Origin of the sequence: Actinoalloteichus hoggarensis (assembly GCF_002234535.1) — a bacterium.
Classification (GTDB): domain Bacteria; phylum Actinomycetota; class Actinomycetes; order Mycobacteriales; family Pseudonocardiaceae; genus Actinoalloteichus_A; species Actinoalloteichus_A hoggarensis.
The window spans coordinates 3079695-3094800 of the sequence record NZ_CP022521.1 but is presented as its reverse complement, the minus strand read 5'-3'; the positions used below and the strand labels follow the sequence as shown (position 1 = coordinate 3094800).

Here is a 15106-nt window from a genome sequence, read left to right as displayed (position 1 = left end):
TCTTTCATTCTAGTATCGCCGTTCTTCCGAGGAGCGATCGCCGTGTCACCGGCCTCGACCGCCGGGACGACACGGCCGCCTTCGCGGTCCGAGCGCGATGCCGTGCTGCCCGGTCGCCCACCATGACGTGCGCCGATCCGCGAGCACTTGCCCGGAACACCCGGAGTGTCCAGCCGAACCGACAGCGGCGACCAGGGCCGCCTTTGCACGCCATCTCTCCGTTCCCGGATGTCAGGCGCCACCGAATCGGCGGCTCGACGCATTCACCGCCGTGCCGAGCATGCACGGAGACCGCCGCCCGACCGCGCACAAAGAAAGGCACACCCGTGTCCGATTCATCGACCGGCATTTACTCGGCACAGACCACCCTCCCCAGCCCTCGCACCGTCGCCCCGGTCCGCCCGCTCCCGCCGGACGACGTGTTGGACGGCCACGAGATCTGGCGACATATCCAGCGCGGACTGATCCACCCGTCGCCGTACGCCCTGTTCGCCACCTTCTGGCGGCAGGCGGGCGGCGTCCCGATCAGCCGGGCGCTGCTGTCCAGGGTGATGTCCTCGATCCAGGAGACGATCCAGGAGCGTCATGCCGACGCCAACACGACCGCGGTCGTCGGCGTCGGCTTCCCGCTGTGGCGTGAGATCTGCGAACAGGAGGGCATCGCGCTACCGACGGGCATGGCCCTCCTCTTCCCGGCGGAGTCGGCCGAGGACCCGGCTGCCGGGCTGGTCTCCGCGGTGTTCGAGCGCTCCCATGGCACCTTCGCCGACTCGCAGGCCGATCTGTGGTTCCACCTGAAGTCGGACCGCGACGGCGACTGTCGGGCGGTGTTCGACCTCTTGTCGGAACTGCTGGCGGCGGAGGACTGCGTCGACGCCTCACGGACGGTCTCCCAGGACGCGGCGACCAAGTCGGTGCGCCCGGACAAGCTGGGCGGCAAGGTGCTCGGCTGTCGATTCTCCGAGAACCTCAACAACCCGACGGACCCGGTGACCATCGAGGGTCACACGATCGTCGGCAACGAAGACCCTCCGTACGCGGGCTCCTCCTTCGTCCTGGCCCAGCGCTTCGCCTTCAACTGGGAACACATCCTCAACATGGGCCCGGACCAGATCGAGGACCTGGTGGGGCGTACGGCCGAGGACGTCATCGTGCCGTCCAGGGACGAGCGCAGCCACATCAAGTGCTCGCGGGCGCAGGACGACGCGGGCGACACGATGCGCATCCTGCGGCTCGGTCTGCCCTACGGCACGTCGAGCGCCGTCCACAGCGACGATCTCCGGCACAAGGGCGCGAGCCTGCGCGACGAGCAGGGCGTCTACTTCGCCGGATACGCCAAGAACGTCCGGGTCCTGGAGTCGGTCATGGCCACGCAGGTGGGCGACCGGCCCGGATACATGGCCGATCGGCTGCTCACCTCCGCACACGCCGACATCGGCGGCTTCTATTTCGTTCCCAACCAGACCATGCTGGAGCTGGAGCCGACCACGCTGGCGAACCTCGCCGACGTGGGCTGGGACGAGGTCCCCGGAATGGACTGGAACCGTCTCGATCGCCACTTCACCGAGCGTTCCGGCAACGGCTACCAGTACTACAACCATCGCGACTATCTGTTCCACATGGCGACGATGTCGGGTGCGGAACGCCTGCGGTCCCTGCCGCCGTCCAAGCGGGTGCTCCGCCTGCTGAGCAAGACCTTCTCCCGTTGGCAGGACAACTGGTACTTCGACCGGGTTCAGCCGGAGCCGGGTCATCTCGCCGAACTCCTGGAACGCGAGTTCGATCGTGAACGCGCGATGGAGATCATGAGTCGGCCCGTGATGGAGCGCATGGGCTGGGCCGTGAAGCTCAGTCTCGGCAGCGTGTTCGCCTCCACGGAGTACGGCTTCCGTGGGCGTCGGCGTGATGCCGAGGGCAACTGGGTCAACGGAGCCGACACCTACCACCTCGATCCCCTGGAGATCATCGTCGGCGGCATGCCCAGTCTGGGTCTCGGCCAGGGCAAGTACGTCGTCGACTACACCCGCGACGACGAGAAGCTCGGTCACTTCTTCCAGAATCTCAGCCACGCCTCCGGCGTCGGCCATGTGGTCCCCGACTATCAACGACTGCTCGACCACGGCATCAGCGGCCTCATCGACGACGTCGCGGGCCGACTGGCGGCCGCCGCCGACGAGCAGAAGCGGCAGTTCTATCTGGCCACTCGGCTGGCTCTGGAGGGGGTCCAGGCGCACTGCCTCGCCTTCGCCGACCTGGCGGCCGACACGGCGGCCGGGCTTCCCGCGTCATCGGAGGTCGAGCAGCGCAATCTAGCCGATGTCGAGGCGAGGATGCGCAAGCTGGCGGACGGCCCGCCCGAGACCCTCGCCGAGGCGACGCAGTTGATCTTCACTCTGCACTCGTGCCTGCACCTGATCGGCGAGCCGACGGCGATCGGCAGGCTCGACCAGCTTCTTCAGCCCTTCTACGATCGCGATCTCGCGCTCGGCGAGATCGACGACGACCAGGCGCAGGAGATCATCGACTGCCTGTGGGTCAAGCTCGGCGAGAACGTGTTGTGGAACCGGGGTTTCGTCGATGACAACCAGCCCTTCGGCAACATGGCGATGGGCGGGGCGAGCGGCAGCTATCCGCAGGGTGGGTCCAACAATCAATGGGTGCAGCAGATCACCGTCGGCGGCACGGTCGCCGACGACACGCCCGGCAGCGGCAGGCCTGCCTACAACCGCCTGACCATGCTCTGCCTTCGGGCTGCCCGCAGGCTGCCCTTGAACGCCCCGTGCCTCTCGCTACGGGTACGACCGGACATCCCGCAGGAGTACCTGGACGAGTCGGCACGCGCCCTCCTCAGCGGTGGCGCCCATCCGATCCTGATCAACGACGAGAAGGTCATCCCCGGGCTCGTTCGCAGTGGTGAGGACATCGGCTCGGGCAGCGGACCGACGGAATTCACGCCGGTCGCGGAGAAAGCAGGTGAGCGGTGGCGCAGCACCGTGCCGCTCAGCGTAGCCCGCGACTACGCATGTGACGGCTGTTACGAGCCGCAGTTCGTCGGGAAGAACTGGTTCACCCTCGGCAACGTCAACACGCTCCAGGTGTTGGAGGCCACGCTCAATCAGGGGAAGTCCTGGCTGACGGCGGGACCGATGTACTTCCGGGGCCAACGAGTGTCGTTCACCTCCCCTAAACCGACCCGGATCTCCTCTTTCGACGAGGTGCAGGACCTGTTCTTCACGCACCTGTCCTGGATGTACGCCAAGCAGGCCGACGGCGTGCTGGGGCTGTACGGGAGGATGAGCGAGGTGTGCCCGTCGCCGCTGTTGTCGGTCTTCGTCGACGACTGCGTCGAGAAGGGCATGGACTACTACGCGGGCGGCGCCCGGTACAACGTCCTCGCGCCGTGCTTCACGGGTCTGTCCAACACCATCAACTCGCTGTACGCCGTGCGTCACCTCGTCTTCGATCCGGCCACGGCGGTGACCTCCCTTCCGGAGCTGGTCGAGGCGTTGATGTGCGACTGGGGCGAGTCGATGGTGGAGCCGTTCACGAGCAGCCTGGCGGGCGCGGGCCGGGTCGCCGCCCGCGCCGAGCGCTTCCGTGACCTGCGCGAGGCCGCGCTGGCGCTGCCGAAGTACGGGCGGGGCCACCCCGAGATCGACGCCTTCGGGAACGACTTCCTGCAACGGATGTCCACCACGGTGCTCAGCGTGTTCACCGATCCCGCCGCTCCGACCGCACGCACCATGGTGGAACTGGCCCGGCGATACGGCACCGCGGAACACCCGTTCGGTCTGCAGCTGCAACCAGGAGTCGGCACCTTCGAGAACTACCTGGAGTTCGGTGCCCAGGTGGGCGCGTCGGCGGAGGGACGCCGATCGGGTGAACCGCTGGCCACCGACCTCAGCCCCACACCCAGTCCGGGCGACCGGCCCGTCGATCACCAGGAGGTCGACTTCCTGGCAGCCTTGCGGAGCCTCAGCGGCGCGGGCACGGCCGACTTCTGGGATACCGCGCCCACCGACTTCAACATCCGGGAGGAGTTCGATTTCACCGCGCTCACCGAGATACTCCGGGCCTTCTGTCAGGGTGCCGGATCGAATCTGCTGACGGTGACGTGCGCGAACCCGGAGACGTTCGCGGCGGCTTGCCGTGATCCGGAGAAATACGATCTGCTCCGGGTCCGTATGGGCGGCTGGTCGGAGTTCTTCATCTCGATGTTCCCGGGCCACCAGCGCACTCACGAACGCAGGCCCTTCAGCGTCGAGCCGAAGCGGTAGCCGAGGGGCGGTGTTCGCACGGACACCGCCCCTCGGAACTCCCGTCAGCTCACTCGTCAGCCGCGACGAGCTGGCCGGCGCCGCGGACCCGGGCAGCTCGGCTGACGCATCGGGCCGAACGAGACGACGGGAGCACCGTGGGCGTGATCCGAGCACCAGGCCGAACCGGCGGTAGGGCGGCGACGAACGGCCGAGCGGCTACGACCGGGCGTACGGCCGTCGGGCACGGCCGTCGGGCAGTCGCCTGGCCGGTCACATGGTGCGGCACCGCCTGCGCCGGAGCCGGATCGGGTGCCCGGCATCGGAGGTGGCGATCGGCGCCACGACCATCTCGTCCGCCGTCAGATTCGAGCGCGCAGCTCGGCGACCAACGCGTCGTTGAAGTCAGACCACGCACGGACCGCCCACCGGCCGAAGACGCGGTCGGTCAGGGCGATGCAGGAGACCTTCAGGACGGGGTCCACCCAGAGGAACGTGCCGGACTGGCCGAAATGACCGAAGGTCGACGGAGAGGTGAGTGTCCCGGTCCAGTGCGGCTCCTTGCCGTCGCGGAGTTCGAAGCCGAGGCCCCAGTCGTTGGGACGCTGCATTCCATAGCCGGGCAGCACGCCGTCCCGGTCGGGGAACGCCACGGTGGTCGCCTCGCGCAGCAGCTCGGGTGACATCAGCCGCGGTGTCTGCAGCTCGGCGGCGAACCGGACGAGATCGGCGCCGCTGGCGACGGCTCCCGCCGCCGGGCTGCCCTCAAGCCTCGTGTTCGACATTCCCAGCGGATCCAGCACCGCCTCGGTCAGGTAGGTCGGGAAGGAGATCCCGGACGCCTCTTCCAGCGTCGCCGTGAGCAGATCGAAACCGCCGTTGGAGTAGACCCGCTTGGCACCGACCTCGGCGACGGTCGAGCCGCCGTCGAACGCGAGCCCCGAGGTGTGGGCGATCAGATGCCGCAGCGTCGAGCCCGCCGGCCCCGCCGGACGGTCCCACTCCACCGCGCCCTCCTCGACGGCGATCAGCACCGCGTAGGACGTCAGCAGTTTGGTGACCGAGGCGAGCGCGTAGACACGATCGAGGTCGCCGTGTTGCCCCAGCAGCGTGCCGTCGGCGCCGACCACCGCGATCGCCGCGTGTTCCACCGGCCACTCGGCCGCGATCTTCGGGCTCGTCAACTGCTCCACGCGACAGACCCTACGAGACCCGATCGGCTTCGACCGGCCGACCCCCGACGGCCGTGCGCACCACACGACCGCTCCCCCTCCGGAATCTCCGGATCTCCGGACCGCCGCCCGGTGCGGCGTGCGGATCGGCGGGCTCGGCGTGAGCCCGCCGACGACGGATGCCCGGCCGCACGACGGAGCGGGCCCCCGCTGGTCCTGCGTCCTCCTACCCGACACCGTTTCGATGTGGCGCCGCCGACAGGTCGTCTTCCGTCGTCGCCGGGGCGAACACCTGCGCGGCGCCGCCGGTCACCCGCGACACCGGTTCCTCGTCGACGGCGTTCGAGGCGGGAACGTCCTGCTCCGTCGGTGTCGCGAGCCGGTCATCCGGTCGGGATCGCGTCAGCGCGGCCGACTCTGTCAGAACCGGCCGTCCTCGCCACCGAGGCAGAGGCGGTCCTCGTGCCCGCCCGTCACGCGCGTAGCGGGCACCGCCGCGCCGCCGGGCAGCGAGGGAGCGACATGGTCCGTGCCGTCGGGCCCGAGCCGGCGACGCGCCGCACGGCCCTCCGCCTGGTGTGTGGGAACGGATCAGGCCGTCTCCGTCGAGCGTCGCGCCCCCTCGGCGCACCGATGCGGGTAGCCGCCCGTTTGGGGGCGCTGATTCGGCGAACGGCCGACGGTCAGCCGAACCACCCGTCGAGGAGATCGTTGCGGAACCGCCGCGTCGGATCGTGCTTCTCGAGCAGCGCACGGAAGTCGTCCCACCGCGCGTATCGGCCGCGCAGCACCTCCGGGGACGCCGCGAACAGCTTCCCCCAATGCGGGCGCGGTGCCCACGGGGCGAGTGCTTCCTCGATGCGCAGCACGGCCGCCCCCACCGCTGCGGCGTCGGGCCGCCAGGTGAAGTGCACCGCCACGCTCGGACGTCGGTACGTCGGGCTCAGCCAGTGCTCGTCGGCGTCGATGGTCCGAATCTCCGAGGTCAGCAGCACCGGGGCGAGATCGTCGCGCAGCCCGGCCAACGCCCGCAGCGCCTCGGCGGCGTGCTCACGGGCGACGAAGTACTCCGACTGGAGTTCCGCTCCCACACTGGGGGTGAAGTCAGCGCGGAAGTGCGGCAGCCGTTCGTGCCACGGTCCGGGCTCCCCCAGCTGCGTGGTGCAGTGGTGTGCGGGCTGGCCGGGCACGGGGTGCCGTGCGGTCGTCGCCGTGCGGGCACCGGTCCAGCTCAGGTCCGCGGCCGGAGCGTCGGTGCGGCCCTTCGTCCAGACTTCGGCGGTGCCCTGCCAGGTGGTGAAGACGCTGACGCTGTAGGCACAGGTGAGCACCGCGTCGAGGTTCGCCGTCACCGCGTCCCACGGCATGTCCTGGAAGACGCGCTGCGTCACGTCGAACGTCGGGCACACCGCCAGCTCCATCGCCACGACGACACCCAGCGCGCCGAAGGACACCACCGCGCCCGTGAGGTCCTCGTGCGACGTGTCCAACCGCAGCACCGAGCCGTCGGCCGTGACGACGTCCAGTGATCGAACCAGGCCCGCGAGCGAGCCGATCGTCGCACCGGAGCCGTGCGTCGCGGTGGCGCAGGCGCCCGCCACGGTGATGTGCGGCAGGGAAGGCAGCGCGGGCAGCGCCAGGCCGCGGGCGTGCAGGCGGGAGGCCAGCTCGGCGAGCCGCATGCCCCCGCCCACGCGCACGGTGTCGGCGCGGAGATCGAAGACCGTCGGCAGGCTGTCGAGCGAGATCAACGTCCCGAAGGTGTCGGCGATCCGGTTGAACGAGTGTCCCGCGCCCACCACATGTGCCGAGCGGGAGGTGAGCACCAGCTCCCGGACCTGGTCGACGGAACGAGGCGATAAGACCCGGTCGGCGGCGAAGGTGACGCTGCCGGACCAGTTGGTGCGCGGGGTGAGGGTCACCGCCGTGATTGTGCCGGGTGGCGGGCGGCCGGTCGAGAGGCGCAGGCCAGCGGGAACGGCGACGGCTCGCCGGTCCAGGCAAGGAGCAGGCGGTCGCGCGGTCGCGTGCAGATCAAAGGCAGCAGGCTCGGTCCTCGATCCGCGTCCGCCTGCCGAGGCCGCGACGAGCCGGTCCATGCCGGGCACGATGACGGACGCCGACGGCCACGACTCGATCCCGCTACTCCGCACTCGCGATCAGCGCGGGTCTGGCCACGTTCTCCACCGCCGACCGGAACGACGTCTCGAAGTCATGTCCGATCGCGTGCCCGGCGGCCTCGTACTCGGCGAACCCGGCGGCCAGCGAGTTCACCGAGATCCAGAGCGGGACGGGATCCACCGCGGGTTCGGACGTCCGGCAGGCACGCTCCACGACCAGAAAGGGATGCAGGGTCGCCACGTCTCGGCCCGCGGCGAGCCGAATCACCGGCACCGCGTTCGGGTGCGCGCGGTAGGCGCGGTACAGCGCGCGGGCCTGGGCGATGACCGTCTCGTACGGCGATCGCTCGGCCTCGGCGAGTCGGGCCTCGCTCAAGACGATCTCGGCGACGCCGTCGACGAGATCCTGTCGGTCGGCCACGTGGTTGTACAACGCCATCGGTGTGACGCCCAGCCGCGCGGCCAGGCGCCGTACGCCCAGCGCCGAGGCGCCCTCGGCGTCGATCAGTCGCAGCGCCTCGGTGAGAACTCGCCGTCGAGAGAGAGTCGGTCGGCCCACTGTCATATGTACACTGTATATATGAGCGTGCTGAACGAGCTGCTTGCGGTCGAGAAGCGACTTGCCCACGGCAGCGGCGATGACTACGCCGAGGTCCTCCATGACGACGCACTCGTGATCGTCCCCGGCGCCGTGCTCGACAGAGCACAGTGCATCGCGGCGATGAACTCCTCGCCGGGTTGGGACGAGACGGCCTTCTCCGACACACGGCTGATCGAGACCGTGCATACCGCCACCGTCGCCTACACCTTCACCGGGCGACGCGACGATGCGACCTACTCCGCCACGCTGGCCAGCACCTACCTGCGGCGGGACGGCGACTGGCGCCTGCTCGTCCACCAGCAGACACCCCGCTGAGCCGTCAACCCCGGCCCGCCACGCCGCGAGGACCAGGTGTGGCGGCGACGCAGGGGCCGTCTCGGCCCGAAGGCGGCTGACGAGGTCGACAGGGCGGCAGGATCGCCCACGCGACTCGCGTCGCGTGGTAGAGCGAACCGCTGGTTCGGCGCTCGCGGAGGCACGACCACGCCGCACCTCGCAGGCGGCTCCGCGAACCCCGCGCTTCCCGTCGGCATGGCCGGTGCCGCCCACGGCCGGTCATCACGATCGAGGCGTGCCGATCCGGCAGGCCAGGCCGGCGACCTCACGGCGGCACGGCCCGTGACGACATTCGCCCTCCCGCGCCGCGTCGCGGGCAGTGCGCCGTGCTCGGCCTGTCCGCGACGCCGCGATGGCGAAGCCGGCACGCCGTGGTGGGGGGCCGCGTCGAGGAGGTTCGTCTGCCGTCGGCGGCGGCCATGCCCAGTGCCCGACGCGCGACGATGAGCCCCGCCGCCGGGACGCCGGGACGCCGACGCACCGAGTGACCGGTCGATGATCTCCGACACGGGCGTTCCACCGCGACCGCCCGCACGCCGCTGCGTGCGCTCGCCGGGACGTCGGCGTCTCCAGCCGCCGCGGTCTGGCGGTGTGGACCGGTCCGTGGTCAGCGGACGGCTGCCGTCCGGTCAATGTGACGAACCCCGGCTCGCGCGATCACGGAGACCGCCCGAACCGGGGATTCATCGTCGAGACGCGTCGGCCTCGCACCGGTACGGTCCGAGGGAAGGCGCGCTCAGCCCCGGCCGACGAGCCCCGGTGCGTCGGCGATGAAGACGTCCAGCACGCCGTCGGCGATCTTGATCGACCCCTGCGGTCGGGTCGTGCCGGGAATGGTCTGGATCGCCGCCGCCTCATCGGCCAGTTCCGCCGCGTGGGCGAACGCACGGTCGGCGCCCGCCGGATCGTCCTCGGCCTTGTCGATGCCGTCGACCGCGGCCTCCAGCGCACGGCCCCACAGAGCCAGCGCGTCGAGCCAGGGCCTGGTCTGCGCGGCGAACTCCGGATCGTCGACTCCGGCGCGGATCTGCTCCGACGCGGCGGCCAGCAGCGTCGCGCGTTCCCGGAGCCGGTCGAGCGGCTCACCGTGCGGCTGCCCCCGCACCGCGTCGATCTCGGCGGCCAGCGCGGGCGACTGCGGCTGCCACGGCGCCTCCCCGAAGGTCGGCGCCAGGTGCGAGGTGTCGAAGAACGCGAGCAGCGCACGGGTGGTGGCCGGGTCGCCGGCTGCCAGGTAGTCGGCGGCCGCCCGCCAGGCGGTGTCGGCGTCGTAGCCCCGGCTGTTCCAGGCGAATGCCGCACCGCCGAACAACGCGACCTTGCTCGGGGCCGCCTGGTTCATCGGGTTGAGCACCACGCCGCTGAGCGCCGAGTCCAGCCCGGCCTCCCGCTTGTCGTAGGGCGCGAGAAGCAGCCTGCCCGTGGTCTGGCCGAAGTCGTTCACCGGGTAGTTGTCCCAGAGGTACACCTTGCGGCCCCAGACCCGCGCGGCCTGTTCCGCGTCCGCCACGCTGATCGAGGACGGCACGACGTCGGTGCCGGTCCACTGGATGACGATCCGCTCGTCGAGCGTCTCGCGCAGGACTCGCTTGTACGGCGAGTCCTCGACGTCGGAGTACTCGGTGGGCACCATCTGCAGCGGCCTGGCGTCGGGCAGGGTGTCGAGATATCCGCGTTGGACGGCGTTGAGCAGCTCCGCCTGCGCTCGACCTGCCGCCTCCCGGCCGGGCTCGCCGTAGTGCTCCCGATCACCGGCGCAGTTCCACTCGGTGTAGTCGATGTCGTCGAAGGCGACGTAGAAGCTGCGGACGCCGCGCTGATAGAGCGAGTCCAGCTTGTCGGTGAGGCTCCGGAGGTCGGCCGGATCGCTGTAGCAGACGGACAGTCCCGGCGAGAGGGCGTAGGTGAACTGCACGTGGTGGGTGGTCGCCGCGGTGACGAGTTCCTCAAGCTGGTCCAGTTCCGCGGCCGGGTACGGCTCACGCCACCGTTCCCGGAGGTAGAGGTCGTCCTTCGGCGTGTAGACGTAGGTGTTCGCCTTGACGTCGCCGTAGAAGGCCAGCTGATCGAGGCGGTCCTCGTGGGACCACGGAGCGCCGTAGAAGCCCTCGATGCTCCCGCGTAAGGCCATCGAGGGGTGGTCGACGACGGACACGGCCGCGAGCGCCCCGTCCAGGCCGAGCTGGCGGAAGGTCTGCGCGGCGTAGTACACGCCGTCGCCGTCGTTGCCCGCCAAGGCGACGAGTCCGCCGCGCCCGCGAGCCGTGCTCGCCAGCGAATAGCCCTCGGGGACGAGTTCGTCGGGCCGTTCGCCGCCCGCGTCCGTCAGGGCCCTGGCGACCACCGGCTCGTCGATCCCGCCGACCACCACGGTCAGCGCGCCGCGACCATCGGTGCGGATCTGACGGGCTCCGGCCTTCCGGAGGGTGTCGCGCACGATGTCCTCGGTCGGCTGGTCGACGTCGGCGCCGAGGACGAGCGACACCGTGTGCGGCACGGAGACGTCGCGTCCGTTGGGCGTGATCTGCTGAGGCGTCGGAGTCACGATCGGCACGGTGGACACGGGGGCCTCCTCACCCGCCGTCGCCGCTGCGGACGCGGACAGTCCGAAGGCGGACAGCAGCGCGAACAGGGCGACGGTACGAGACGAACGTGGGAACACGGGACCTCCTGGAGAGTTGGTCCAGACCAAACTCCAGATCAGCACAGCCGCTCGTTCCGGGTCAAGAGCACGTCCTTCAGCCTCGTTCGATGCGGTCGCCCCGTGCTCCCGTTCCGACGGTGGCGACGGCCGTCGCCCGACCGCGCGACATCGGCGCCGTGGACGGCCCCGAACGGTTCGGCGCGCCGTCCTGTCCTTCACCGGACGGCGTGTGGGCAGCGTCGTCACCGCGCCCACGTCACCACCGTCGCCGGCACCGCTGCGCGCGATTCGACGGTGACTTCAGCGGACGGCGCCACCGGTCGAATCGGGCTGCCACAGGCGGACGGACCCGCGGCGGAGAAAGCGGTTCGGCTCGAACCCGCCGGGGATGACAGGATCGGCCGATGTCGACGACCCGAGCCGAGCTGCTGCGCTGGCAGTTCGATCTGACCTGGGCGCTCACCGAATTCCATCTGACCCGGCTGACCTCGGAGGACTTCGACTGGGAACCCGCACAACCCTGCTGGACGGTCCGGCGTGGAGCGGACGGCCGGTGGGTGGCGGACTTCGCCGAGGTCGAGCCCGATCCGGTGCCCGCGCTGACGATCGCGTGGCTCACCTGGCATGTGGGCTGGTGGTGGAGCGTGACGATCGATCACGTTCGGGGCAGACGGCCGCGGGAACGCACCGAGATCGAATGGCCCGGCCCGGGGGAGCCGACGATCGCCTGGCTGCGTGCGCTGCGCGACGAGTGGGCCGTCGTCTCGGCGGAGCTCACCGACGCCGACCTGGACGGCCGAGCGCCGTTTCCCTGGCCGGACAGTCCGGAGTTGACGGTCGCCCACATGCTCGCCTGGGTCAACACCGAGCTGATGAAGAACGTCGCCGAGATCGGTCAGCTTCGGATGCTGCGGGCGGTGGCAGGCGCGGCGCCCGCGGCAGCCGGCTCGTCGAGTCCGCCGCGGTGACGCGGGCGGCCTCGCTCCACGACGGGCGACACTGCCCGCGGGATGCGCGGCGCCCGCGCCACCGGATTCCACGCGCGCGTCGGCCACGATCGACGTCCGACCCGGTCGACACCGGTCAGGACCCGGCGGGACGGAGCCGACGGCGCACCGGCGGTGCCGTTCCGAGCACCGCCGGGCAGGCCGGGCGGGCGGATCAGCAGACGTTGTATCCGCTGTTGACCCGGGTGATGTTGCGGAAGACGATGTTGCGGCCGTTGCAGGGGTTCTCCGTGACGGCGGAGTTCGTCACGGTCAGGTTCTGGATCGTGATGTCGGAGTTGGGGGCGAACTGGGTCCGCGCCGCGAGTCGGATGTCGCCGGGCCCGCGCACGCTGCCGCTCTGGGCGGCGATGGTCACGTTGTGGCAGTTCTCGATCAGGATGGCGTTGTTGCCGGTGTCGGCGATGTCCACGCGGTCGATGACCGCTCCGCCGCTCTCGGAGACACAGAAGATCCCCCGGCCGCCGCCGCGCGCGACGACCTCGCCGACGCGGATGTTCGTCGGGTATCCGCCGTTGACGAAGCCGTTCCGGTTGGCCATCCGGAAGGCCGCGTATCCGGTGCCCGTCCCGGCGCCCTGGCCGTCCACTCTGCCCACGGTGGCGTTGATGGTGTCGTTGAGCAGCAGCCCGGACCCGCCGGTGTCACGGGCCGTGACGGTGCCGATGGTCAGGCCGTCGACGCCGTAGGTCTCGACGGCGTGCGTGCCTGCCCCGGAGACGAAGACGTCGTCGATCCGGATGTTCCTGCTACGCACGCTGGTGTCGCCGCGGTTGTCGATGCGGATGCCGAGGCCGCCGGACAGGCGCATGTCGATCTGGCGGAGGTGGACGTTGGTGACGTTACGCATGAAGACGCCGTACAACGGCGAGCCGGTGACGCTCAGGTTCTGCACCTCCACATCGGTGGTGCCCCTGGAGTAGACGGGCGCCTGGTCGCCCGATCCAGAGCCGGAGACGTGGATGGTGCCGCAGACGTCGAGCGTCGTGTAGCTGGGCAGCGAGATCCGGGTTCCGGCGCTGATCGTTCCGGAACTCCACACCACGACGCGCTCCTTGGTGGTGCGTCCCGGGGAGAGGCTGCCGATGGCCGCCTGCACGGCGGCCCGCATGTCGTTGCCGGTGTAGACGGTGGAGCCGGCCCGGCGCGCGACCCAGTTGCCGCCGTCCAGGTAGGCCTCGGCGTGGAACGAGCCGCCGCCGCACTGGGTGGGGACGTTCCCACTCGGATCCGCTGCGGCGGCGGAAGCCGGTGCGGCGGCCGAGGCCGAGGGCGGTGTGAGCATCGGGCCCACGCCTGCGAGAGTCGCCGTCGCGACCATGGCGGCACCGAGGAGAAGGCGCAGCCTGCGTGATGTCGTCGGTCTGGTCATGGGGTCTCCTTCGCGTGTCGAGTCCGCCGAGGACCCGTGGACGGGCGGCGGATCGGGCGGAGAACTGTCGTCGTGGATCCGGCCGGCCGGGCGTCCGGCCGGATGTCGACGAAAGGCGCGGCCTCGGGACGGGCCTCGCCGAGCGGCGGGCCTGCCGGCGCCGCCACGTGATGTCACCGGAGGGCCGCTGCGGACAGGGCCTCCGTCAGGCGGTCGTGCTCGGTGCGGGTGATCGGCAGGACCGTGCCGTGTCGGGGCGAAGCAGGCAGCTCGTAGCCGCTGGACATCGTCCATCGGCCCTCGGCGAGGTCGGTGGTCTCGAAGGGCACGTAGCCTCGACCGCCGAACTCGTCGATGAACAGGTACCACCTGTCCTCGGTGTTCGACTTGAACACGGTCGGTCCCTCGCCCCGTTCGATGCCGGGGCCGTCCGGAGTCGGCCGCCCGATGCATTCGGCGACCAGTTCCCAGGCCGGGTCGAGAAGGTCCTGGGCGCGTTCGGCGACGAGGTACTCCCCGCACGGGCTGCCCGCGCTCGCGTCGCGCTCGTCCTTGGTGAACCGGTAGTACGTGCCATGGTGTTCGATCAGCGTGGAGTCGATCACCGAGTGTCCTGGGTCCACCCACACCGCGGGTTCGCTGAACTCGACGAAGTCTCGCGTCGTGGCGTAGAGCATCCGGTGGTGGCTGTCACCGACGTGGTCCGGGTCGTCCACCGAATAGAGTTTCGACGCCCAGAAGACGAAGTAGACCTCTCGAACGGGGTCCCAGATCGCCTCGGGCGCCCAGGTGTTGCCCGCCGTCGGCGGGGAGACCTCCACCATCCGTTGATCGGACCAGGTCACCAGGTCCTCGGACTCCCAGATCATGATCGACCGGCTGCCGTGTCGTTGGGCGCGGTCCCAGTCCCCGTCGGCGTGTATCCGGAGGTCCGTCGCGATCAGGAAGAATCGATCGCCTGCGGGCGATCGGATGAGGAAGGGATCACGGACGCCCTGCTCGCCGAGGCCCGAGGTCAGCACCGGTCGACCGCCGCCCAGTTCGTCGAAGGCGAGCGGATCGTCGCCTCGACTCGCCGCGAGGTAGACCTGTTCCCCGTCCGCGGTGTCCTCTCCCGTGAAGTACACGAAGACGTAGCCCGCGTAAGGCTCTTCGGTCGCCGTCGTGGCGGGGGCGGCCGGCGCGAGCACGCCGGTTCCGGTGGCGAGTACGGCGGCCGCCGCGACGGCGGCTCCCCGCCCTCGCCGTGTGCGGCGCGTCGTCGCTGACGAACCGGACATCACAGGTCCCTTCCGCCGACGTCCGCCCACCGAGGGCCGGCTGCTCGACGTCGGCTGTGAATCGTGATCGTGGTCGTGCCTACCGCACACCGTGCGGAGCGGCGTGTACAGCCTCCGGCGGCCTGCCGAGGCCGCCCGAGCGCGAGCCGCCGTACCGACAGCTCGGGGCAGGTGCCGTACCGCTGATCCGGACCGCGCACCGGATCGGGTGCCTCGGTCGATTCGCGGGGTCGTCGCCGGAACCGGTGCGGTGAGCGACGGAACGGCCTGCCGAGGTCGCAGGCGCCGCCGGTTGGATCGGCCCGTCGCGGTCCCGGG

The 15106-nt window shown here is 70.4% G+C and carries 9 protein-coding genes; 3 read left to right on the top strand and 6 right to left on the bottom strand.

Translation table 11 applies throughout. From position 1 onward, the window contains the following. The first annotated feature begins 326 nt into the window (after nt 1-326). On the top strand, nt 327-4277 hold the full coding sequence (locus tag AHOG_RS13595) for a pyruvate formate lyase family protein (protein ID WP_245856742.1): 3951 nt from the start codon (nt 327-329) through the stop codon (nt 4275-4277). A 341-nt stretch (nt 4278-4618) separates the two neighbouring features. Here AHOG_RS13595 and AHOG_RS13590 read toward each other — a convergent pair whose 3' ends face one another. From AHOG_RS13590 to AHOG_RS13580, 3 genes are all read right to left on the bottom strand, one after another. Continuing rightward, nucleotides 4619-5440: a serine hydrolase domain-containing protein gene (locus AHOG_RS13590; protein WP_093944436.1), complete on the bottom strand. Its 822-nt coding sequence runs from the start codon at nt 5438-5440 to the stop codon at nt 4619-4621. A gap of 671 nt (nt 5441-6111) precedes the next feature. Continuing rightward, a complete protein-coding gene (locus tag AHOG_RS13585; protein ID WP_245856741.1) occupies nt 6112-7350 on the bottom strand; it encodes an FAD-binding protein in 1239 nt (412 codons plus the stop codon). Nucleotides 7351-7570: 220 nt separating this feature from the next. Next, nucleotides 7571-8113 (bottom strand): TetR/AcrR family transcriptional regulator, encoded by a 543-nt coding sequence (locus tag AHOG_RS13580; RefSeq protein ID WP_157736805.1) that lies wholly within the window; start codon nt 8111-8113, stop codon nt 7571-7573. 15 nt (nt 8114-8128) lie between these two features. Here AHOG_RS13580 and AHOG_RS13575 point away from each other — a divergent pair, with 15 nt between their 5' ends. Then, nucleotides 8129-8464, top strand: coding sequence for a nuclear transport factor 2 family protein (locus AHOG_RS13575; protein WP_157736804.1), 336 nt, complete (start codon nt 8129-8131; stop codon nt 8462-8464). Nucleotides 8465-9221: 757 nt separating this feature from the next. Here AHOG_RS13575 and AHOG_RS13570 read toward each other — a convergent pair. Further along, nucleotides 9222-11147 carry a glycoside hydrolase family 84 protein gene (locus AHOG_RS13570; RefSeq protein ID WP_184451105.1) on the bottom strand — a complete coding sequence of 642 codons (1926 nt, stop codon included), beginning with the start codon at nt 11145-11147 and terminating at the stop codon, nt 9222-9224. A 386-nt stretch (nt 11148-11533) separates the two neighbouring features. Here AHOG_RS13570 and AHOG_RS13565 point away from each other — a divergent pair, with 386 nt between their 5' ends. Further along, the gene (locus tag AHOG_RS13565) at nt 11534-12097 is read left to right on the top strand and encodes a DinB family protein (protein ID WP_093941681.1); all 564 of its coding nucleotides are present in this window, start codon (nt 11534-11536) and stop codon (nt 12095-12097) included. A 193-nt stretch (nt 12098-12290) separates the two neighbouring features. Here the strand turns inward: AHOG_RS13565 and AHOG_RS13560 are convergent, their stop codons facing one another. Beyond that, nucleotides 12291-13508 (bottom strand): hypothetical protein, encoded by a 1218-nt coding sequence (locus AHOG_RS13560; RefSeq protein WP_093941680.1) that lies wholly within the window; start codon nt 13506-13508, stop codon nt 12291-12293. A 173-nt stretch (nt 13509-13681) separates the two neighbouring features. After that, complete coding sequence (locus AHOG_RS13555) at nt 13682-14788, bottom strand: glycoside hydrolase family 43 protein (protein WP_157736803.1); 1107 nt, start codon at nt 14786-14788, stop codon at nt 13682-13684. Nucleotides 14789-15106: the final 318 nt, after the last annotated feature.

Bases quoted from the DNA above. Each gene is read 5' to 3' on its own strand.
- AHOG_RS13580 (WP_157736805.1), bottom strand. From the start codon at position 8,113: ATGACAGTGGGCCGACCGACTCTCTCTCGACGGCGAGTTCTCACCGAG.
- AHOG_RS13575 (WP_157736804.1), top strand. From the start codon at position 8,129: ATGAGCGTGCTGAACGAGCTGCTTGCGGTCGAGAAGCGACTTGCCCAC.
- AHOG_RS13565 (WP_093941681.1), top strand. From the start codon at position 11,534: ATGTCGACGACCCGAGCCGAGCTGCTGCGCTGGCAGTTCGATCTGACC.
- AHOG_RS13560 (WP_093941680.1), bottom strand. From the start codon at position 13,508: ATGACCAGACCGACGACATCACGCAGGCTGCGCCTTCTCCTCGGTGCC.
- AHOG_RS13555 (WP_157736803.1), bottom strand. From the start codon at position 14,788: ATGTCCGGTTCGTCAGCGACGACGCGCCGCACACGGCGAGGGCGGGGA.